A 20,925-nucleotide genomic window follows, 5' to 3' on the forward strand; every position below is an offset into this window, starting at 1 on the left:
CTCAGAAAACAACGGAACCCTGTGGGAGCGGCGGTGCGACTTGCCCGCGAAGAGGCCCGCACATTCAACATCAATACTGAATTTGCTGACCCCTTCGCGGGCAAGTCGAATCGTCGCGCCGCCGCTCCCACAAGTTCTGCGCTAATCAGTTGACTGGCGGATAGCCTTCGATCTGATCAGGCCAGGCCGTCAACACCTCAAACCCGTCCTCCGTCACCGCCACCATGTGCTCCCACTGCGCCGACAGCGATTGATCCTTGGTCACCACCGTCCAGCCATCCGCCAGACTTTTCACATGACGCTTGCCGGCATTGAGCATCGGCTCGATGGTGAAGATCATCCCCGCCTTCAACTTCAAGCCCTGCTCCGGATAACCGTAATGCAGCACCTGCGGCTCATCGTGGTAAACCTTGCCGATCCCGTGCCCGCAATACTCGCGAACCACGCTGAACCCTTCTTTCTCCGCCAGCGTCTGGATCGCATGCCCGATATCACCCAACGTGGCGCCCGGCCGGACGACGCGGATGCCCGCGCACATGGCGTCATAAGTGGTCTTGATCAGGTGCCGCGCCTCGGGTGTCGGCTCTCCGACCACGTACATGCGGCTGGTATCGCCGAACCAGCCGTCCTTGATCACCGCGATGTCGAGGTTGACGATATCGCCGTCCTTCAACACGCGCTTCGAAGGAATGCCGTGGCACACCACCTCGTTGACCGACGCGCAAACGGTTTTCGGGAAGCCGTGGTAACCGACGTTGGCCGGAATCGCTTTCTGCACATTGACGATGTAGTCGTTGCACAACTGGTCGAGCTGATCGGTGGTGACGCCAGCCTTGACGTGCGGCACCAGCATCGCCAGCACCTCGGCGGCCAGTCTGCCGGCCTCGCGGGACTGGGCGATTTCGGCCTGGGTGTTGATCTTGATCGGATTTCTCATGCCTTGACCGCCTCTTTGACCGAGGCGTTCTGCGCGGCATCCGCCAGGGCACAAACTTGTTGCAGATCCAGACCGCCCGACTGTTCGGCGCGAATCAGCAACCGGCAGATGGCGTGATGGTCCAGGTCGGGATACAGCTCGGCGAGCATGCCGATGCGCATCCAGTGTTCGGCCTGCGCGTTGATCGAGCGGCTGAGTGCGTTGCTGGAGATGCGCAGATTCTCGTGCATGTCCTCTGAAATCTTTACGATGCCCATGGCAATTTCCGATACGAAGTGTATATGGATCGTATATTAATCGTGTATCGCCCGGGATTGCAAACGTTCCGTGCCCGGTAAATCGCAGGCAAAAAAAAGCTGCCCGGAAGGCAGCCGAATCATGAAAAGCACGCGATGTATTGGGGCCAAGTATGGGCAGCCGATAATGACAGTGTCATGACAGCGATGAATTCACTGAACCGCCCTGCCCGCGTCATCAGGTTGTCATCGAACCCACGGCAGAATCCTCGCAAACCGTCCCGCGCCTCCCGACGGAAGATTTGCAAGGATCCCCATGAAAGAAGACACCTCGCTGTTTGCCGCCATCGACCTCGGTTCCAATGCCTTTCGCATGATGATTGGCCAGTCGGTGCGCAGCAGAAAGGGCTTCATGATTCAGGAGGTCAAAACCTTGCGCGAGCCGGTGCGGCTGGCGGAAGGCTTCGATGGCCGGGCACTGGATGAAATGGCGCTGGATCGTGGCTGGCAGGCGCTGGCGCGGTTCGGCAAGAAGCTGCGCGGTTTCGAGCCCGGTCGCGTACGAGCGGTAGCCACCAGCGCGGTGCGCGAGGCGGACAATGCGCAGCTGTTTCTGGCCAGTGCGGAGCGGCATCTGGGCTTTCGCATCGATGTGATTTCCGGGCATGAAGAAGCGCGCCTGGTCTACACCGGTGTGGCCCACACCCTGCCGGTCGCCGATGACATGCGTCTGGTGGTCGACATTGGCGGCGGCTCCACCGAACTGATTCTCGGCCAGGGTTCTCAACCGCTTTTGACCGAAAGCATTGCCATCGGCAGCGGTACGTTGAGCGCACGCTTCTTCCGCAACGGTGAGATTTCCCCCGGCGCCCTGCAAGAAGCCGAACGCGTGGCCATTCTGCAATTCGAAAAGGTCGCTCGTCGTTATCGCGCCCAGGGCTGGCAGCAGACCATCGGCTCTTCGGGCACCGCGCGGATGCTCGCCAAAGTGCTCAAGGCCAATCGCCTGAACGATCATGGCGAGAGCGGCATCACCTACGGCGGTCTGTTGCGGCTGACGTTGCGCCTGCTGGAAGTCAGCAATGTTCAACAGCTGAAACTGGCCGGCCTGCAACCCCATCGCCAGAGCATCCTGCCCGGCGGCCTGGTGGTCATGCTGGCGGCGTTCAAAGTGTTCGGCATCTCGCAAATGGTGCCATCCGAACCCGGCTTGCGACTGGGTGTGCTGCACGGCCTGATGAGCAATCACTGAGCGATTTTCGCTGCAGGATTTTCACTACCGGATCAAGCGCTTCATGCCGCCGAAGACGCCCTTTCAATACTCGATGACGCCTGCGTATAAACCCCTGCAAATCACTTCCTTCCCCTCTCCGATTTCGTTCTATCGTTAGATCGAAATGGCTGTATTTCCGGCCGTTTAAAGGTTGCGGCAGCTCAGGTCAGAGCCTATGTTGCACGCGAGCTTTTCCCCGCGAATGGAACGCGATCAACACCACAAAGAGGTGAAGAGATGTCAAAGGATTCACGCCCTGCCGTACTTGGGCTGATCGGCAATACGCCGCTGGTACAAGTCACCCGCTTCGATACCGGTCCCTGCACCCTGTTTCTCAAACTCGAATCACAGAACCCCGGCGGTTCGATCAAGGACCGCATCGGTCTGGCCATGATCGACGCCGCTGAGCGCGACGGTCGACTGCAACCGGGCGGTACGATCGTCGAGGCCACCGCCGGCAACACCGGTCTGGGCCTGGCCCTGGTCGGCCGCGCCAAAGGCTACCGCGTCGTGCTGGTGGTGCCGGACAAAATGTCCACCGAAAAAGTTCTGCACCTCAAGGCCATGGGCGCCGAAGTGCACATCACCCGCTCCGATGTCGGCAAGGGCCATCCCGAGTACTACCAGGATGTCGCCGCGCGTCTGGCCAAGGACATTCCCGGCGCGTTCTTCGCCGACCAGTTCAACAACCCCGCCAACCCGCTGGCCCACGAGTGCAGCACCGGGCCGGAAATCTGGGCCCAGACCGAGCATGACCTGGACGCGATCGTGGTCGGTGTCGGTTCGGCCGGCACCCTGACCGGTCTGACCCGCTTCTTCAAACGTGTGCAACCTGACCTTGAAATGGTCCTGGCCGACCCGGTCGGTTCGGTGATGGCTGAATACAGCCGCAGCAAGCACTTGGGCACCGCCGGATCCTGGGCGGTGGAAGGTATCGGCGAGGATTTCATTCCGTCGATCACCGACCTGTCGAGCGTGCGCAGCGCCTACTCGATCAGCGACGAAGAAAGCTTCGACCACGCCCGCCAGCTGCTGAAAGCCGAGGGAATTCTCGGTGGCTCGTCCACCGGCACCCTGTTCGCCGCCGCGCTGCGTTACTGCCGCGAACAGACCGAGCCGAAACGCGTGGTCAGCTTCGTCTGCGACACCGGCACCCGCTACCTGTCGAAGGTCTACAACGATCAGTGGATGACCGATCAGGGCCTGTTGCAGCGCAAACGCTACGGCGACCTGCGCGACCTGATTGCCCGACGCTTCGAAGACGGCAAAGTCGTCAGCGTCGGCCCGGACGATACGCTGATGACCGCCTTCCAGCGCATGCGCCTGGCCGACGTTTCGCAACTGCCGGTGCTGGTGGATGGCAAGCAACTGGTCGGCGTGATCGACGAATCGGACATTCTGGTGCGGGTACACGAAGACGCCTCGCTCTTCAGCAAACCCGTGTCCAGCGCGATGACGGACAAGTTGCAAACCCTCGCTCCCGGCGCCACGCTGGCTGAACTGGAAGCCGTGCTCAGCAGCGGCCTGGTGGCCATCATCGCCGACGCTTCAGGCTTCCACGGCCTGATCACCCGCGTCGACATGCTCAATCAATTACGGAGATCCCTGGCATGAGCCAGCACGACAAGAACGCCCGTCAACAGGGTTTCGCCACCCGCGTGATCCACGCCGGGCAAACGCCGGACCCGACCACCGGCGCGCTGATGCCGCCGATCTACGCCAACTCCACGTACCTGCAAGACAGCCCCGGCGTGCACAAGGGTTTCGACTACGGCCGCTCGCACAACCCGACGCGTTTTGCCCTGGAGCGTTGCGTGGCGGATCTGGAGGGCGGCACCCAGGCGTTCGCCTTCGCGTCCGGACTGGCGACGATTTCCACGGTGCTCGAACTGATCGATGCCGGCTCGCACATCGTGTCCGGCAATGACCTGTACGGCGGCACGTTCCGCCTGTTCGACAAGGTGCGCCAGCGCAGTGCCGGGCATCGTTTCAGCTACGTCGATCTGGCCGACCTGTCGGCGTTCGAAGCGTCGCTGCAGGACGACACGCGCATGGTCATGGTCGAGACTCCGACCAACCCGCTGCTGAGCCTGTCCGACCTCGCCGCCATCGCGCGCATCTGCAAGGCGCGCGGGATCATCTGCGTGGCCGACAACACCTTCGCCAGCCCGTGGATCCAGCGTCCGCTGGAACTGGGTTTCGACATCGTGCTGCACTCGACCACCAAATACCTCAACGGTCACTCCGACGTAATCGGCGGGATCGCGGTGGTCGGTGACAATCCTGCGCTGGCCGAGCGTCTGGGCTTCCTGCAAAACGCCGTCGGTGCCATCTCCGGCCCGTTCGACGCGTTCCTCACCCTGCGCGGCGTGAAGACCCTGGCGCTGCGTATGGAGCGTCATTGCAGCAACGCACTGGAACTGGCACGTTGGCTGGAACAGCAGCCGCAGGTCAAACGCGTCTACTACCCGGGCCTGGAATCGCACCCGCAGCACGAACTGGCCAAGCGGCAGATGCGTGGTTTCGGCGGGATGATTTCCCTGGATCTGAACAGTGATCTGGCAGGCGCCCGGCGCTTCCTGGAGAACGTGCAGATCTTCGCTCTGGCCGAAAGCCTTGGCGGTGTGGAAAGCCTGATCGAGCACCCGGCGATCATGACTCACGCGACCATTCCGGCCGAAACCCGTGCCAAGCTTGGCATCGGTGACAGCCTGGTGCGTCTGTCGGTGGGCGTCGAGGACATCGAAGACCTGCGTGCGGATCTGGCGCAGGCGCTGGCCAGTATCTAAAGCCCGAAAACGTCAAAGCCCGCACGAAGCGGGCTTTGGTGTTTGAGTAGGCGGCCAGTGCTGGTCTCTGGCTTACGAGGTTTCTCAGGACTCCCACAGTACAGGCAATGTGCTCTGCTGCTTCACACGGCATAAGGGCTGGAACCCAGCGCGGGGTTCTTTCTAACCGTGTACCCTTCGGAACGCGCCCAACGCTTCCTCGCTATCCGCTTGCGCATCAGTCTGCGTCTTCGCCTACATCCTTGAGCCTAGCAAACACGCTGCATTGCGCTACGCGGTTTTTAGACTGATTGTTTTCTAGCGCACGTTTGCAAGGAAGCGAACCGACTATCGCCTTCACGGCCCTTCAGCCTGCCTCCCGCCAAGGGCGAACTATACTTTTCAGTTCGCTGTCCAGATTTCCTGTAAACCGTCGACACCCGTGCACCCTCCGGTGCCCCCGTGCCACTCACCAATCATCTGGTTGACCCCGGGCCGACGAGCCTTCCGTCAAGCAACGAATGACGGGTAATGCTCGGTTGCTGTGTGGCTGATGGGGCGTGGAGAACATCATGAAGCACTCGCTTTGGCCGGGCCTCGTCCTGGCAGTTGCGGCAACGGTGGCAATGCCCAGTGTCTGGGCTGCGAAGGCGCAGGCATTGGCGTCGGATGGGGCGGATCATGTGGGGGCGGGAGCGGTGGCTTCTGATGGATCGGATCATGTTGGCGCTGGAGCCGTTGCCTCTGACGGTTCCGATCATGTCGGTGCAGGCGCTGTCGCCTCTGATGGCGCGGATCACGTTGGCGCAGGCGCCGTTGCCTCTGACGGTTCCGATCATGTCGGTGCAGGCGCTGTCGCCTCTGATGGCGCGGATCACGTTGGCGCAGGCGCCGTTGCCTCTGACGGTTCCGATCATGTCGGTGCAGGCGCTGTCGCCTCTGATGGCGCGGATCACGTTGGCGCTGGAGCTGTAGCTTCTGACGGTTCCGATCACGTAGGTGCCGGAGCAGTCGCCTCTGACGGCTCCGACCACGTCGGCGCTGGAGCCGTTGCTTCTGACGGCTCCGACCACGTCGGCGCAGGCGCCCTCGCCGCCGATGGCGCAGACAAGGTCGGCGCCAGCCGGCTCGCCTATTCCCGCGCAGGCGTCGGTTCGGACCAGGTCGCTTCCGCCCTCATGAGCGGCAGCTATTCCGACCAGTTCAACAGCCCTCAATAACCGCTATCGGCGCAACCAGCCCACCGCTGGTTGCGCCGCACTAGCACATTTGTGCTAATCGACCACCCCGATCCCCGGCGTTATATTCCCTCGCAACCCCCGACGCTCCCCAACATTGCTTCTGTGCAGTGCGCGGGATCGTTGTGCCTGGAAAAACAACAACACCAAGGAAGAAACACCATGAAACTGCACCTCAGCCTCACCAAGATCACGGTTCTCGGTGCCCTGCTCCTCGGCGCCGTCGGTTGCCAGACCGTAAAACCTACCGAAGACAGCATGAAAGAACGTGCCCAGACGGTCATTGGCCAACCGGTCAGCAAAATCGCCAACGTGCGCAACGACAGCACCCTCACCTACTACACGGCCTACACCGCCGCCGGCGAATACAACTGCGAGCAGCCCAGCGGCGTAATCATGGCCGTCGCCAGCATGGGCATCATGACGCCTCCGCTGTCGTGCCTGCCCAAAGGCGCGTCGCCGATTCCGTACCAGTAATCCGGCGCAGAAAAACCGTTCCAACGCCTCTTCTCATCCGGTAAAGGATTCCGCTCGATCATGAAAACACTCATCGCCACCCTCAGCCTCGCGGCCCTCGTTTTGACCGGCTGCGCCACTCCCAAACAATGGGAAGCCACCGGCGGCAGCAAGACCGACGGTGTTGTCCAGGTCTCCTATGAACTGGGCCAGTTCGAAAGCGGGCAAACCTCCGCCGCCCAAGGGTTGGCCACGGCTGAAGGCCGTTGCAAGGTCTGGGGCTACAAGAGCGCAGAAGTGACCGGCTCGGAGAAAAACATCTGCCGCACCATGGGCCAGTACAACTGCCTGCAAACTACCATCACGCAGGACTATCTGTGTAAGCGCTGAGCGCTTCGGTCTGCCGGTCGCGCAGCGCACGCAAGGTCGCGCGCAGCTCGGCCGGGCGTACCGGTTTGGACAAAATGGCGATCTGCCGGTCATGCAGGGCCGCCTGGATTTTTTCGATGTCATGCCCGGTGATGATCATGGCCGGTACCGCATACCCTCGCTGACGGCGAACCTCATCGATGCACTCGATGCCGGTGCTGTGGGAGCCGAGGTCATAGTCGGCAACAATGATGTCGCAGTCCGTGACCAGGCCCTGCCCGCTCAGCTCAGCCTGCACGACGCAGCCCCATCGCTCGAGCAACGCCGAGGTCGCCAACAGAACGTTGCGATCATCCTCCACCAGACACACCTTCAACCCCGTCAGTAGTCCGACCTGCCGAGCCTCCTCACGATTGACCGGTATCTGCGGCGGCGCCAGTGGCAGCCCATGCAAGGTCACCGCCGTGCCATGCTCCAGCCGTGAGCGGATCGCAACGTTGACACCGATCAACTGACCCAGACGCCGGACAATCGACAGCCCCAGGCCCACGCCTTCGACGTCCTTGTCGCGCAGCTGACGAACCCGATAAAACTCCTCGAACACCTTGGGCAAATGCTCTTCAGCGATGCCGTTGCCGCGGTCATAGATCGCGATCGCCACCCCCGCGCCGTGCTTGCGCACACCGATCAGCACCGGCCGGTGCGCGCCGTACTTGAAACAATTGGAGAGCACGTTCTGCACCATCGTCGCGAGCAGCGCCGGATCAGTGCGCACCCAATGCTCACAACGCCGCAGGCGCAACTCCACGCCCGCCCAACGTGCGGCTTCGGCATTCTGGCGGATCAGATCCGTTAGCCATTCGCCCAACTCAAATGTCTGCAAGCGGGGCAGAATCCGCCCGTTGTCGAGGGTGTAGAGATCGAGAATCGAACGAAACAGCTGCGATACGTTAAGCAGCGAACGGTCGATGCTGTCCACCAGCCGCCGCTCCTCCTCGCCCAGTCTCGATTCGCGCAGGCAGGCGGTAAACAACCCGATGGAGTGGATCGGCTGACGCAGGTCATGACTGGCCTGAGCCAGGAAACGCGACTTCTCAAGGTTCGCAGCGACCGCTTCTTCCGATGCCTTGCGCGTGCGTTCTAGCAGCAAGTGCGCATACACCGGAATCACCGTGCTGGTGATCATCAGCATCAACACCATGAACGGTTGCGCCTGCCAGTACGGCGTCAAACGATAGACCGCCAACAGCGCCAGCAACGCCAACACCGTGGCGATTGCCAGGTAGCGCGAGCCGTAGCGCATGCCGTTGCCGAGATTGACCCAGACCATGACGGCATAGATGGGCAACGCCGCCTCGCCACCGACCACCAGCCCGAAACCGGTGCCGGTGTAATCGTGGAGCATGCCGAAAATCCGCCGCGCCGGATAATGCCCCGGCCAGCGCACGATGGCCTGGCGCAGCACGACGGACGCCGACAGAAACAGGGAAATGTAGGTGACCACCGGCAGATAGGTATCGAAGCGCTGGCCTGGCAGGAAACCGAGCACGGCCATGTAAACCAGCGCAATGCTGGCGATGATGATGCGCAGATTGGCCTGGTCGAGCTCGGTGTTCTTTTCGAACTTCATGGGGGAACGTCCTTGTGCGGCAGTCGTCATAAACAGCACGAATCAACAGGCAATGCCTTCGCCCGGTGCTAAGGTGCATGCCGTGAGAAATGCTGACCCAGGGAGGGTTTTGCCATGGCGTGCCGAATCATCATAGCCGACGATCACCCGTTGTTTCGCGAAGCGCTGCTGCGCACTGTCCAGCGCGTGCTGCCCGAAGCCCTGATCGAAGAGGCCGGCGACCTCGACACCGTGCTCGCCCTGCTGCCGGCCGGCGATGAGCCCGACACCTTGATTCTCGACCTGCGCTTTCCCGGCCTGACCTGTGTCAGCCAGCTCGCGGAACTGCGCCGGCGTTTGCCGCGAACCACCCTGATCGTCGTGTCGATGGTCGATGACGAGGCGCTGATCGGAGACGTCATGGCGGCTGGCATCGATGGTTTCATTGGCAAGAACATCGCCCCCGACGAGATCGGTCAGACGATCCGGGCGATTCGTGAAGGTGAGGTACTGGTCAAATTCGCCCCGTCCGGCCTGCTGCCGCTGGACACCGGCACCGCCCTCACCCCGCGTCAGCAAGAGGTGTTGCGGCTGATTGCCCAGGGTAAGACCAACAAGGAAATCGCCCGTGAACTGGATATTTCGCCATTCACGGTGCGGATTCATGTGTCGTCGTTGTTGCGGGTGCTCAACGTGCCGTCGCGGGCAGCGGCGGCAGTCAAGTATTCCGGCGCGGGTTAGCGCTGGAAGCCGAGATCAAGGATCAACCTGGGCCATCAGTTCAGGCACCGATTCCTGGCGTTTCGCATACCGCTGCGCCAGCACCGCACAGACCATCAGTTGAATCTGATGGAACAGCATCAGCGGCAGAATCAGCACGCCAATCGTGCTGCCGGCGAACAACACCTGCGCCATCGGCACACCCGTAGCCAAGCTTTTCTTCGAGCCGCAGAACAGAATGGTGATGCGGTCTTCCAGATTGAAACCGAACAGCTTGCCCAGCACGGTGGACGCCAGCAGCACCAGCGCCAGCAAGATGCAGCAGACCACCACCAACCCCAGCAGGTCGATCACCGGAATCTGATGCCAGATGCCCTCATTCACCGCTTCGCTGAACGCGCCGTAGACCACCAGCAGAATCGAGCCCTGATCGACGAATTTCAGCCAGTTCTTGTTTCGACCGACCCAGGCGCCGATCCACCGGCGGGCGATCTGACCGGCAATGAACGGGAGCAACAATTGCACGCTGATTTTCACGATCGCGTCGAGGGTCGAGCCGCCGTCGCCGTGGACGTTGAGCAGCAGCGTCACCAGCAGTGGCGTGAGGAAAATCCCGAACAGGCTGGACGCCGCCGCGCTGCAAATCGCCGCCGGAATATTGCCCCTTGCCAGCGAAGTGAAGGCAATCGCCGATTGCACCGTGGCCGGCAGCGCACACAGGTAAAGCATGCCCATGTACAGCTGATCGCCGATCAGCGGCGACAACAGCGGTTTGAGCGCCAGCCCCAGTAGCGGGAACAGGACGAAGGTCAGGCCGAACACCAGCAAATGCAGGCGCCAGTGGCCGGCGCCGGCGATGATCGATTCCCGCGACAGCTTGGCGCCGTGCAGGAAAAACAGCAGCGCGATGGCGATGTTGGTCAGCCAGCCGAAGCCGAGTGCGACCTGACCGCTGGCGGGCAGGAAGCTGGCCAGCAGCACCACGCCGATCAGGGTCAGGGTGAAGTTGTCGGGCAAAAATCGTGGGCGCGTCATGGTTTGTTCATCCGGGGGTTGCCAGTACGTGGAAGCGACTCTAACGTGACTGGAAATTACCGACTAACGCCGAAGAACCCACAGATGCCGCCAAAAGGACACGACAAAAGCGTCAGACGCAGCATTCCCGGGCTGCCCAGCCTGCCGCGTCCGCTCTACGGGCGCACCGAATCGCTGCCCAATCGCGCACTGACCCGCCGTCACAGTCATCCGTGGGTGCAGTTGTCCTACGCGATCCAGGGCGTGCTCGAAGTGCAGACCGCCGTCGGTCGTTTCGTCGCGCCGCCGGAGCGTGCGGTTTGGATTCCGGCGGGCGTGCCGCATCGGGTGTTCAGTTCGCCGCACACGGAAATGCGTAGCCTGTACATCGATTGCAGCGTCGCCAGCTGGGCACCGGTGCGTTGTCATGTGCTCGGCGTCAGTGATCTGTTGCGTGAGCTGATCCGGGCCTTCAGTCAGATTCCTGTCGAATATGACCAGAGCGGCCCGCACGGGCGCCTGGCTCAGGTGATCCTCGATCAACTGGCCGATGCCCCGCCCATCGATCTGATGCTGCCACTGCCGCAGGACAGTCGCTTGCGCCAGATCTATCAGAGTCTGGAGCAACATCCGGAACAGCAGACCACGCTGGCGCACTGGAGCGAAAAATTCGGCGTAACCGAGAAAACTCTGACTCGGCTGTTCCTGCGTGACACCGGTTTGACCTTCCGCACCTGGCGCCAGCGCCTGCGTCTGCTGGGTGCGCTGACACCGCTGGAACGCGGCGAACGCGTCACCGACGTGGCTTTGGCCTGTGGTTATGACTCGACGTCGGCCTTTATCGCGGCGTTTCGCCAACAGTTCGGTGAGACACCGGGAGAGTTTTTCCGATGAAATTAACCGATATTTATCGACTTTATGCATGCCATTGGGCCAATTTCAGGGTAGAGTTTCGCCCATCAAGAATCTTTGACATCTTTCGACGATAACAATGATCAACCACCCTTTAGCGAACCTGTCGGCGGTAACAGCATGATCGAAGTCACTGAAGTTTCCATTGCCCAATTGCGTGCGGCGCTCGAATCCGGCCAGACCACGGCGGTTGAACTGGTGCAGGCCTACCTGGCGCGCATCGACGCCTTTGACGGCCCGGACACCGCCACTGCCCTGAACGCAGTGATCGTGCGCAACCCTGAAGCGCTGAAAGAAGCGCAAGCTTCCGATGCCCGTCGCGCCAAGGGCGAAACCCTTGGTCCGCTGGACGGCATCCCTTACACCGCCAAGGACAGCTATCTGGTCAAAGGCCTGACCGCTGCGTCCGGCAGCCCGGCCTTCGCCGATCTGGTGGCCCAGCGCGACGCGTTCACCATCGAGCGCCTGCGCGCGGGCGGCGCGATCTGCCTGGGCAAGACCAACATGCCGCCGATGGCCAATGGCGGGATGCAGCGTGGCGTCTATGGCCGCGCTGAAAGCCCGTACAACGCTGACTACCTGACCGCGCCGTTTGCTTCCGGCTCGTCAAACGGTGCCGGCACCGCCACCGCTGCCAGCTTCTCGGCATTCGGTCTGGCGGAAGAAACCTGGTCGAGCGGTCGCGGCCCGGCGTCGAACAATGGCCTGTGCGCCTACACGCCATCGCGCGGGGTGATTTCGGTGCGCGGCAACTGGCCGCTGACGCCGACCATGGACGTGGTGGTGCCGTACGCGCGCACCATGGCCGACCTGCTGGAAGTGCTTGATGTGGTCGTCGCCGAAGACACCGACACCCGTGGCGACCTGTGGCGCCTGCAACCCTGGGTGCCGATCCCGAGCGTCGCCTCGGTGCGCCCTGCTTCCTATCTCGAACTCGCGGCGAAAAGTGATGCACTGGCCGGCAAACGCCTGGGCGTGCCGCGCATGTACATCAACGCCGACCCTGAGGCCGGCACCAGCGAAGAGCCGGGCATCGGCGGCCCGACCGGGCAACGCATCAATACCCGCGCCTCGGTGATCGATCTGTGGAAACAGGCCCGTCAGGCCCTCGAAACGGCCGGAGCTGAAGTGATCGAAGTGGATTTCCCGCTGGTCTCCAACTGCGAAGGCGATCGTCCGGGTGCGCCGACCGTGTTCAATCGCGGCATCGTCTCCAAAGAATTCATGCACCACGAACTGTGGGACCTGTCGGCCTGGGCGTTCGATGATTTCCTGCGTGCCAACGGCGATCCGAAACTCAACCGTCTGGCGGACGTCGACGGGCCGAAAATCTTCCCGCACGACCCGGGCACCCTGCCCAACCGTGAAGGCGACCTCGCCGCCGGCATGGACGAATACGTGCGCATGGCCGAACGCGGCATCACGCCGTGGGATCAGATCCCGACGCTGCCGGACGGCCTGCGCGGCCTGGAGAAGACCCGCAAGCTGGACCTCGAAGACTGGATGGATCGCCTCGGCCTCCACGCCGTGCTGTTCCCGACCAACGCCGACGTGGGCCCGGCCGATGCCGACGTCAACCCGGCCTCGGCGGACATCGCCTGGAGCAACGGCATCTGGGTCGCCAACGGCAACCTCGCGATCCGTCACCTCGGCGTGCCGACCGTCACTGTGCCGATGGGCGTGATGGCCGACATCGGCATGCCAGTGGGGCTGACGTTCGCCGGGCGCGCTTATGACGATTCAACACTGTTGCGACTGGCAGCGGCGTTTGAAGCGACTGGTTCGAAACGACTGGTGCCGCCGCGTACGCCAGCACTGGTGGAAGGCAAGTAAATGCAAAACGGCGGGATCGATTGATCCCGCCGTTTTTTTATCGCTCTGCCAGTTCTTCCAGTAAATCTGCCGAAGGCACGAAGAACAGACTGCCGGTGACCGCCGTGCTGAAGTCCAGCAACCGGTCGTAATTGCCGGGTGGTTTGCCGACAAACATGTTTTCCAGCATCTGCTCCAGCGGCTCCGGCGAACGCGCGTAGCCTATGAAATAAGTGCCGAACTCCCCCGCGCCGGGCCGGCCGAACGGCATGTTATCGCGCAGGATCTTCACCTCTTCGCCGTCCTTGGTGATGGTCGTCAACGCGCTGTGGGAATTGCTCGGTTTGACCGACTCGTCCAGCTCGATATCGGAAAGTTTTGTACGCCCGATCACCCGTTCCTGTGCTTCGACCGACAACTCGTTCCACGCCTTCATGTTGTGCAGATACTTTTGCACCAGCACGTAACTCCCGCCGCTGAACGTCGAATCCTCGTCACCCACAAGGGTGAAATGCTCGGCTTTGCGACCGACCGGGTTTTCCGTGCCGTCGACGAAACCGATGATGCTGCGCATGTCGAAATAGCGGAAACCCTGCACCTCGTCGGTCACGGTCACAGCGCCGTCCAGCGCGGACATCAATTGCGTCGCCAGTTCAAAACACAGGTCCATCTGATCGGCACGAATGTGCAGCAGCAGGTCGCCAGGCGTGGAAACAGCGCGTCGCCCTTCTACGCCGAATTCGCGAAACTCATGCAGGGACGCCGGGCGTGGACTGCCGAACAGACGATCCCACGCGCTGGAAGAAAATCCGCAGACGCAGGACAGGTTTCCCGAGGGCACGCGCTTGCCGACCGAGCGCGTCAGGCCCGCGATATCGGCGCACCAGCCGCGGACTTTTTCGGCGGCCTCGGCCTCGGCGTTGAGGGTCGCCACGATGAAGATGGCAGCGCTGGTGATCGGGCTGCAGACGGCTTGAGGATCTGGCGTGTCGATGATCGTAGCTCCCGGAGTGGTGGACTGGCTCGACGGCGAGGTTAGCAAAGAAGTGTTGAATGAAGTATTACCTATGCCCTGCCCGTGTCGTCCGACACTTCGCTTTTAACGAACAATACCCACGAAATAAACGATTTTTCTTTGTCGGAAGGCTCCTACTAGCATGGCCCCGTCTACCCCGAAAAACATAAAGACAGGGAGAACGGCATGCACCCCATCAACATCGGCGAACCCTGGATGTGGGTCGCCTTCATCGTTTTTGTCCTCGCCATGCTGGCCATCGACCTGTTCGTCTTCGGTGGACGCAAGGCGCATCGAGTCTCTGTGCGGGAAGCCTCATCCTGGGTAATTGCCTGGTGCATGCTGGCGATGGCCTTCGCCGGATTGCTCTGGTGGTATCTCAACGGCGAATTCGGCCCCGAAATCGCCAGGGTCAAGACCCTGGAATTCCTCACCGGCTACTTGATCGAGCAGTCGCTGTCGATCGACAACATGTTCGTTTTCGTGATGATCTTCAGCTACTTCGCCGTACCGCCGGAGTTGCAGCGCCGGGTACTGCTGTACGGCGTGCTCGGGGCGATCGTGATGCGTGCGGCGATGATCTTTGCCGGGGTGTGGCTGGTGTCGCAATTCACCTGGCTACTGTATGTGTTCGGCGTGTTCCTGATCATCACCGGGATCAAGATGCTGGTGTTTGCCGAGCAGCAACCGGACCTCGATAACAATCCGCTGCTGCGCTGGGTGCGCGGGCATCTGCGGATCACCAACGGCTTTCACGGCGAGCGCTTTTTCGTGCTGCAGAACGGTGTGCGCTGGGCCACGCCAATGTTTCTGGTATTGGTGCTGATCGAGGCCAGCGACCTGATGTTCGCGGTCGACAGCATCCCGGCGATCTTCGCGGTGACGACTGATCCGTTCATCATTTTCACCTCGAACATCTTCGCGATCATGGGGCTGCGGGCGCTGTACTTTTTGCTGGCGGACATGGCCGACCGCTTTCATCTGCTCAAGTACGGACTGGCGCTGGTGCTGGTGTTCATTGGCGGGAAGATGACGGTGATGCCGTGGTTTCACATGCCGGTGGAGTGGTCGCTGGCGATTGTCGGCGGGCTGATTCTGGCGTCGGTAGTGCTGAGTCTGATGCTGACGAAGGACAAGTCGCCCGAAGAAAGTCAGGCGAAATAACAGCCGAGGGAGCGAACGTGGTTCGCTCCCTCGGTTTTGGGCTTATTTATCCGACTTGATGCTGGTCCAGACCCGGGTCCGCACCCGCTCCAGCTTCTGCGGCAACGGTTGCACCACGTACAACTTCTTCAGCGCTTCGCTGGTCGGCGTCAGGTTCGGGTTGCCGGTGATTTCCTTGTTGATCAACGGCAGCGAATCCTTGTTGGCATTCGGGTAACCGAGGAAGTCACTGATCGACGCGATGACTTTCGGATCAAGCAGGTTGTTGAGGAACTCGTGGGCCTCTTCGACGTTCTTCGCACTCTTCGGAATGGCGAAGGTGTCGAACCAGATCGGCGCGCCTTCCTTCGGCAGGCGCCAGTCGACCACCACGCCGTTGCCCGCCTCTTTGGCGCGGTTGCCGAACTGGTAGAAGCTGCCGGAATAACCGATGGCCACGCAGATGTCGCCATTGGCGATGTCGGTCATGTACTTGGCCGAGTTGAAGTAGGTGACGTAGGGGCGAACCTTGAGCATCAGGTCCTTGGCCTTCTCATAGTCGGCCGGGTTCTGGCTGTTCGGGTCCAGACCCAGGTAATGCAGGGCCAGCGGCAGGATTTCCGTCGGCGAATCGAGCATCGCCACGCCGCAGGATTTCAGCTTCTCCATGTTCTCCGGTTTGAACACCAGATCCCAACTGTCCACCGGCGCATTTTCGCCGAGCGCAGCCTTGACCTTGGCCGGGTTGAAACCGATCAGCACCGTGCCGACCATGTACGGCACGCCGTACTGATTGCCGGGATCGTTGACGTCGAGCAACTTCAGCAACGCCGGATCCTGGTGACTCCAGTTCGGCAGCTTGGACTTGTCGAGTTTCTGGAACACGCCGGCCTTGATCTGGGTATCGAGGAACTGGTTTGACGGCACCACCAGGTCATAGCCGGAGTTGCCGGTCAGCAGCTTGGCTTCGAGGGATTCGTTGGTGTCGAAGGTGTCCCAGGTCACTTTGATGTTGCTTTTGGCGGCGAAGTCCTTGGGCACCGACGGCAGGATGTAATCCGCCCAGTTGTACACCCGCAGTTCGCGCTGTTCGGCCTGTACGGCGCTGGCCAGCAGCGTCAGCCCGAAAACAGTAGCGCCCAGAATGCGTTTCATCGTGACCATGTTGTGTTTCCCCGAATGCAGCGTGAGTCGATGGTTTTTATGTTCTGTACACGGCAGCGGCTGTCAGATCAGCCAAGGGCAAGGAAGGTGCAGCATCTAGTTGTGGCTTCGATTCTTCCTGACAGCGTAGACGCAGCACAGTAGCCCATCGGCCAAAAGGGGATCGAAACGGCCAATTTGAATGACCGCCGGAATGCGGAAACAAAAATGCCCGACAAAGTGCCGGGCATTGTCTGAGCAGCCTGCGAACGGTCAGTCGGTAAAGCCCAATCGCGCCGCCCTGCTCTGCTGCGACTGTCCACGGGTCGCCAGGCAGTAATACAGCGGGCATGTGACGATCAGGCCGACCAGCCACGACAGGTCCGCGCCTTCCACCAGATTGGCGTAAGGCCCGACGTACAGCGATGTGTTGGCGAACGGCAACTGCACGATGATGCCGATGAAATAGGCAATGATCGCGTGCAGGTTGAATCGCCCATAAATGCCGCCGTCGGCGCGGAAGATCGAGGCGATGTCGTAACTGCCGCGCTTGATCAGGTAGAAGTCGATCAGGTTGATCGACGCCCACGGCACCAGCACCAGCAGCAACGCCAGAATCAATCCGATGAACTCGGAAATGAAATCCGCCGACGCACCCAGCGCCACGACACAACACCCCGCCAGCACGATGCTCGACAAGATCACCCGCACTTTGATGCTCGGCGTCCATTGGCTGGCAAAGGTCTGGATCGAGGTGATGATCGACAGTACCGCGCCATACAGATTCAGCGCGTTGTGGCTGATGATGTTGAGCAGGAACAGCACCATCAGAATCGGACCCAGCCAACCGGTGGACTGCTTGACCGCCGCCATCGCCTCGGTGCCTTCCGGCGTTGCCAGCACCGCCACCGCGCCAAACGTGAACGACAGAATCGTGCCCAGGGTTGCGCCGAGATAAGTCGCGATAAAGGGCTTGCCGATCCCGATGTCCGCCGGCAGGTAACGGGAATAGTCGGAGACATACGGCGAGAAACTGATCTGCCAGATGATCCCCAGCGACACCGTTGCCAGCCATCCCGAGAGATTGAAGCTGCCACGGGTAAAGAAGTCCGCCGGCAATTCATGGGCAAAGATGTAGATGAAACCGGCCAGCAGCGCGCTGCCCATCACCCAGGTGCCGATGCGGTTGAGCGTGTGAATGAAGTTGTAGCCGATCACCCCGATGGCCGTGGCGCTCAGTGCACCGATCAAAATACTCAGCGGCGCCGGCACTGACGGCGCGATGCCGACGATGGACTTGCCGGCCAGCACGATGTTGGAAATGAAGAAGCCGATGTAGATGATCGCCGCGAAGAACACGATCAACAGCGCACCGTAACGCCCGAACTGACCGCGACTCTGGACCATCTGCGGAATGCCCATGCGCGGCCCCTGCGCCGATGCCAGAGCGATCACCACGCCGCCGATCATGTGCCCCAGCGCAATCGCCAGCAGCCCCCATAACAGGTCGAGATGAAACACCTGAACCACCATGGCGCCGGTGACGATGGGCAGTGGCGCAATGTTGGTGCTGAACCAAAGGGTGAACAGGTCGCGGGCCTTCCCGTGGCGTTCCGCGAGTGGGACGTAGTCGACCGTGTGATTCTCGATCAACGGATCTTGCCGGGACATCTGGGACATAAAAATGAACTCGATTGGGTCTGTTCTTATCGTTGTATGAAGCCAAACCGGGGGAGCTTCGTGGCGGCCCCTCAGATGAAGACCATATTATGGTATTCCAACATTTTCACAAGACTGATCCGCTGTTTGCGATGGCATCTGATCCGGCATCCTCCCTGATAGCCAGCGTTCGCGGCTAGAGAAAAGCCCCGTAAATGCTGACTTTCCGACGGATGAACCACGTTTATCGTTTCACCAAAAAAGCGCTTGCAATCGATGTATTACGGTATACCATCAGACCCATAAACACATAAAAACACGCTCCACCGCACTCGAGGATTGACCAATGATCGATGCTGCCGTCTACAAACAAGTCATGGGCTCGTTCCCGTCCGGCGTTACCGTCATCACCACGCTGGATGACGACGGCCAGATCGTCGGCCTGACCGCCAGCGCCTTCAGTTCGCTGTCGATGGACCCCGCTCTGGTGCTGTTCTGCCCCAACTACAGCTCCGATTCTTACCCTGTCCTGATCAAGAACAAGCGCTTTGCCATTCACGTCCTGTCCTGCGGCCAGCAGAGCGAAGCCTACGCGTTCGCCCGCAAAGGCAAGGACAAGGCCCAGGGCATTGAGTGGACGCTGAGCGAACTGGGCAACCCGATCCTGGCCAACGCGACAGCTATCATCGAATGTGAGCTGTGGCGTGAATACGAAGGCGGCGACCACGCGATCATGGTCGGCGCGGTGAAAAACCTCATCGTGCCCCAACAGGACGCCGGCCCGCTGGTGTATTGCCACGGCAAGATGGGCGCCCTGCCCGCCTTCGCCTGATCCGCACAATTGCACTTGAACAGGCCTGCATGCGACCGGCCGACAACAAAAGATTTGAGGTAGCGAAATGAAATTTTCCCTGTTCGTACACATGGAACGCTGGGACGAAAGCGTCAGCCACCGTCAACTGTTCGAAGACCTGACCGAACTGACGTTGATGGCCGAGGCCGGTGGTTTCAGCACCGTGTGGATCGGCGAACACCACGCGATGGAATACACCATCTCGCCGAGCCCAATGCCGCTGCTGGCCTACCTCGCGGCCAGGACCACCACCATCCACCTGGGCGCCGGCACCATCATCGCGCCGTTCTGGCATCCACTGCGGGTCGCCGGTGAATGCGCCCTGCTCGACGTGATCAGCAACGGCCGGATGGAAGTCGGCCTCGCACGCGGTGCCTATCAGGTGGAATTCGATCGCATGGCCGGCGGCATGCCTGCTTCCAGCGGCGGCCAGGCGCTGCGGGAAATGGTCCCGGTGGTCCGCGCCCTGTGGCAAGGCGACTACGCCCACAACGGCGAGATCTGGAAATTCCCCACCTCCACCAGCGTGCCGAAACCGATCCAGAAGCCGAACCCGCCGATGTGGATCGCCGCCCGCGACCCGGACTCACACAACTTCGCGGTGGCCAACGGCTGCAACGTGATGGTCACGCCGTTGATGAAGGGCGACGAAGAAGTCCTCGATCTGAAGAACAAGTTCCAGACGGCGCTGGACAACAACCCGGACGTGCCGCGTCCGCAATTGATGGTGCTGCGTCATACCCACGTGCATTCGGTGGATGACCCGGAAGGGTGGAAAGTTGGCGCCAAGGCGATTTCACGTTTCTACCGCACCTTCGATGCCTGGTTCGGCAATAAGGAAACCCCAGTCAACGGCTTCCTCGCCCCGAGCCCAGAAGAGAAATTTGCCGGACGTCCGGAATTTGAACTGGAGAGCCTGCACAAGACGGCGATGATCGGCACGCCGGAAGAGATCATTCCGCGGATCAAGTACTACCAGGAACTGGGGGTGGATGAGTTCAGTTTCTGGTGTGACAACAGCTTGCCGCATGCGGAAAAGAAGAAGTCGCTGGAGTTGTTTATCAAGCATGTGGTGCCGGCGTTTCGTTAAATACGCCAAGGGCCCCTGAATGCAGAGCGCCCCGAACAGAACGTCGGGGCGCTTTTTTTCGTCTGACGCAGGTGTCAGTACGCAGTCGAAGTTGTGGCGATATCTTCCGGCGCCAAATGGCGACCATCGGCCGATAGCAGCTCTAGCTTCCTGATCGGCTTTCGCTTCTGCGCATCCACCATCACCGAACCCGATTCGCCAGGCTCGAACATGAACTCCCCACCCCACTGCGACAGCGCAACGATCACGGTTTGCAACGCCCGGCCCTTTTCAGTCAGCACGTACTCCTTGTAAGCGCTGCCATCGGAGGCCGGCACCAGGCGCAGGATGTCGCGCTCCACCAGCCCTTTGAGCCGGGTGCTCAACATGTTCTTGGCGATCTCCAGACTCTTCTCGAAATCGCTGAAACGACTAATGCCTTCCAGCGCATCGCGGATGATCAGCAACGACCACCAGTCACCGATCAGGTCGAGTGTCCGGGCAATCGGGCAGGCATTGCCCGCAAGGCTTTTGCGCTTCATTTCGGGTGTCTCCGGCAAACGGCAGGTTCGATGCGGTTGCATCTTACAACTCATGTCACCGAACCGTTAACGCGTACGCCACGAAACTTAGCACCTGCGTACAAGTGGCCAATGCCCTTTGTCGCGATAGTGACCGTTGCCATCACGGCATCCACAT

The 20,925-nt window shown here is 60.9% G+C and carries 20 protein-coding genes; 12 read left to right on the forward strand and 8 right to left on the reverse strand.

The window, feature by feature from the left end; genetic code table 11:
- Window positions 1-145 precede the first annotated feature (145 nt).
- Window positions 146-937, reverse strand: coding sequence for a type I methionyl aminopeptidase (map, locus tag KJY40_RS17005; RefSeq protein ID WP_230731320.1), 792 nt, complete (start codon window positions 935-937; stop codon window positions 146-148).
- A complete protein-coding gene (locus KJY40_RS17010; protein ID WP_039766896.1) occupies window positions 934-1,194 on the reverse strand; it encodes a ParD-like family protein in 261 nt (86 codons plus the stop codon). Before KJY40_RS17010 ends, map begins: the two co-directional genes overlap by 4 nt.
- A 295-nt stretch (window positions 1,195-1,489) precedes the next feature.
- Here KJY40_RS17010 and KJY40_RS17015 point away from each other — a divergent pair, with 295 nt between their 5' ends.
- From KJY40_RS17015 to yecR, 6 genes are all read left to right on the forward strand, one after another.
- Window positions 1,490-2,425, forward strand: a complete 936-nt coding sequence (locus KJY40_RS17015; protein ID WP_230731321.1) for a Ppx/GppA family phosphatase — start codon at window positions 1,490-1,492, stop codon at window positions 2,423-2,425.
- Window positions 2,426-2,683: 258 nt separating this feature from the next.
- Window positions 2,684-4,060: a pyridoxal-phosphate dependent enzyme gene (locus KJY40_RS17020; RefSeq protein WP_230731322.1), complete on the forward strand. Its 1,377-nt coding sequence runs from the start codon at window positions 2,684-2,686 to the stop codon at window positions 4,058-4,060.
- The gene (locus KJY40_RS17025; protein WP_011334626.1) at window positions 4,057-5,235 is read left to right on the forward strand and encodes a cystathionine gamma-synthase; all 1,179 of its coding nucleotides are present in this window, start codon (window positions 4,057-4,059) and stop codon (window positions 5,233-5,235) included. The genes KJY40_RS17020 and KJY40_RS17025 overlap by 4 nt, the downstream gene beginning before the upstream one ends.
- Before the next feature lie 687 nt (window positions 5,236-5,922).
- Entirely contained in the window at window positions 5,923-6,189 is a 267-nt protein-coding gene (locus tag KJY40_RS17030; RefSeq protein WP_230731323.1) for a hypothetical protein, read from the forward strand.
- A gap of 425 nt (window positions 6,190-6,614) precedes the next feature.
- On the forward strand, window positions 6,615-6,929 hold the full coding sequence (locus KJY40_RS17035; protein WP_230731324.1) for a hypothetical protein: 315 nt from the start codon (window positions 6,615-6,617) through the stop codon (window positions 6,927-6,929).
- Window positions 6,930-6,989: 60 nt separating this feature from the next.
- Window positions 6,990-7,298: a YecR family lipoprotein gene (gene yecR, locus KJY40_RS17040; protein ID WP_230731325.1), complete on the forward strand. Its 309-nt coding sequence runs from the start codon at window positions 6,990-6,992 to the stop codon at window positions 7,296-7,298.
- Here yecR and KJY40_RS17045 read toward each other — a convergent pair.
- Window positions 7,270-8,907 (reverse strand): ATP-binding response regulator, encoded by a 1,638-nt coding sequence (locus KJY40_RS17045; RefSeq protein WP_230731327.1) that lies wholly within the window; start codon window positions 8,905-8,907, stop codon window positions 7,270-7,272. The genes yecR and KJY40_RS17045 overlap by 29 nt on opposite strands.
- A 114-nt stretch (window positions 8,908-9,021) precedes the next feature.
- Between KJY40_RS17045 and KJY40_RS17050 the strand changes: the two genes are divergently transcribed.
- Window positions 9,022-9,627 (forward strand): LuxR C-terminal-related transcriptional regulator, encoded by a 606-nt coding sequence (locus KJY40_RS17050; protein WP_230731329.1) that lies wholly within the window; start codon window positions 9,022-9,024, stop codon window positions 9,625-9,627.
- Window positions 9,628-9,642: 15 nt separating this feature from the next.
- On the opposite strand, the gene KJY40_RS17055 is transcribed toward KJY40_RS17050, so the two are convergent.
- Window positions 9,643-10,641, reverse strand: coding sequence for a bile acid:sodium symporter family protein (locus KJY40_RS17055; RefSeq protein WP_230731330.1), 999 nt, complete (start codon window positions 10,639-10,641; stop codon window positions 9,643-9,645).
- A gap of 84 nt (window positions 10,642-10,725) precedes the next feature.
- Here KJY40_RS17055 and KJY40_RS17060 point away from each other — a divergent pair, with 84 nt between their 5' ends.
- Both KJY40_RS17060 and KJY40_RS17065 read left to right on the forward strand, forming a co-directional pair.
- Window positions 10,726-11,514: an AraC family transcriptional regulator gene (locus tag KJY40_RS17060; RefSeq protein WP_230731331.1), complete on the forward strand. Its 789-nt coding sequence runs from the start codon at window positions 10,726-10,728 to the stop codon at window positions 11,512-11,514.
- Window positions 11,515-11,652: 138 nt separating this feature from the next.
- On the forward strand, window positions 11,653-13,365 hold the full coding sequence (locus tag KJY40_RS17065) for an amidase (RefSeq protein ID WP_230731332.1): 1,713 nt from the start codon (window positions 11,653-11,655) through the stop codon (window positions 13,363-13,365).
- A gap of 37 nt (window positions 13,366-13,402) precedes the next feature.
- Here KJY40_RS17065 and KJY40_RS17070 read toward each other — a convergent pair whose 3' ends face one another.
- The gene (locus KJY40_RS17070) at window positions 13,403-14,386 is read right to left on the reverse strand and encodes a Dyp-type peroxidase (protein ID WP_407681970.1); all 984 of its coding nucleotides are present in this window, start codon (window positions 14,384-14,386) and stop codon (window positions 13,403-13,405) included.
- Between the two features lie 159 nt (window positions 14,387-14,545).
- Between KJY40_RS17070 and KJY40_RS17075 the strand changes: the two genes are divergently transcribed.
- Window positions 14,546-15,523, forward strand: a complete 978-nt coding sequence (locus KJY40_RS17075; RefSeq protein WP_230731333.1) for a TerC family protein — start codon at window positions 14,546-14,548, stop codon at window positions 15,521-15,523.
- Between the two features lie 42 nt (window positions 15,524-15,565).
- Here the strand turns inward: KJY40_RS17075 and KJY40_RS17080 are convergent, their stop codons facing one another.
- Together KJY40_RS17080 and KJY40_RS17085 are read right to left on the reverse strand one after the other, a co-directional pair.
- On the reverse strand, window positions 15,566-16,666 hold the full coding sequence (locus tag KJY40_RS17080) for a polyamine ABC transporter substrate-binding protein (protein ID WP_127798417.1): 1,101 nt from the start codon (window positions 16,664-16,666) through the stop codon (window positions 15,566-15,568).
- 252 nt (window positions 16,667-16,918) lie between these two features.
- On the reverse strand, window positions 16,919-18,325 hold the full coding sequence (locus KJY40_RS17085) for a purine-cytosine permease family protein (protein ID WP_230731334.1): 1,407 nt from the start codon (window positions 18,323-18,325) through the stop codon (window positions 16,919-16,921).
- Window positions 18,326-18,650: 325 nt separating this feature from the next.
- Here KJY40_RS17085 and KJY40_RS17090 point away from each other — a divergent pair, with 325 nt between their 5' ends.
- A complete protein-coding gene (locus KJY40_RS17090; protein WP_230731336.1) occupies window positions 18,651-19,136 on the forward strand; it encodes a flavin reductase family protein in 486 nt (161 codons plus the stop codon).
- 67 nt (window positions 19,137-19,203) lie between these two features.
- Window positions 19,204-20,247 (forward strand): LLM class flavin-dependent oxidoreductase, encoded by a 1,044-nt coding sequence (locus KJY40_RS17095; protein ID WP_230731338.1) that lies wholly within the window; start codon window positions 19,204-19,206, stop codon window positions 20,245-20,247.
- Between the two features lie 74 nt (window positions 20,248-20,321).
- Here KJY40_RS17095 and KJY40_RS17100 read toward each other — a convergent pair whose 3' ends face one another.
- Window positions 20,322-20,768 (reverse strand): winged helix-turn-helix transcriptional regulator, encoded by a 447-nt coding sequence (locus KJY40_RS17100; protein WP_230731340.1) that lies wholly within the window; start codon window positions 20,766-20,768, stop codon window positions 20,322-20,324.
- Between the last annotated feature and the right edge of the window lie 157 nt (window positions 20,769-20,925).

It is taken from the genome of Pseudomonas fitomaticsae (assembly GCF_021018765.1).
Taxonomy (GTDB): Bacteria; Pseudomonadota; Gammaproteobacteria; order Pseudomonadales; family Pseudomonadaceae; genus Aquipseudomonas; species Aquipseudomonas fitomaticsae.